Source organism: Arcobacter sp. CECT 8989, from assembly GCF_004116715.1.
GTDB lineage: Bacteria > Campylobacterota > Campylobacteria > Campylobacterales > Arcobacteraceae > Halarcobacter.
The window spans coordinates 1-392 of record NZ_PDKE01000125.1 but is presented as its reverse complement, the minus strand read 5'-3'; the positions used below and the strand labels follow the sequence as shown (position 1 = coordinate 392).

General features: G+C 34.2%; 1 pseudogene. It reads left to right on the top strand.

Annotated elements, in window-relative coordinates:
• Nucleotides 1-83: 83 nt before the first annotated feature.
• Nucleotides 84-392: pseudogene (locus tag CRV02_RS14680) on the top strand (bifunctional ornithine acetyltransferase/N-acetylglutamate synthase); the annotation flags it as partial.

Sequence of the window (392 nt, the reverse complement as noted above, 5' to 3'; positions counted from 1 at the left end):
TTTTGTGTGTGTTTATGCATTGTATGTCTCTCTTGTTTCTAGCGTTTTGCTTAGTTCCTTACACTTTTTGTTGCATTGTCGTCTTGTGTTCTAGTTGTGATCAAGATTCTGAAAAAGCTGTAAATGCTTTGTCTAACTCTTTGTTTTTTTTCTCAGTTCTGTGTTGGGAATTTCTAATCGTTGTTAGAATTGTTGCAACTCTTTGTGTAAGCCTTATTGAGTTTGATGCAACAAAAGTATCTATTTCATTCAATGATGTCATAGTCTTTGCAAAGGTAGTTACTCTTTTTGATGAAGTATCTGAAGCAAAGGATGTTGAAGTACTTACAAAGCGTGACCCTAAGTTTTTATGTGATATTGGACTAGTTGAGGGTAAATTTACAGCATACGGT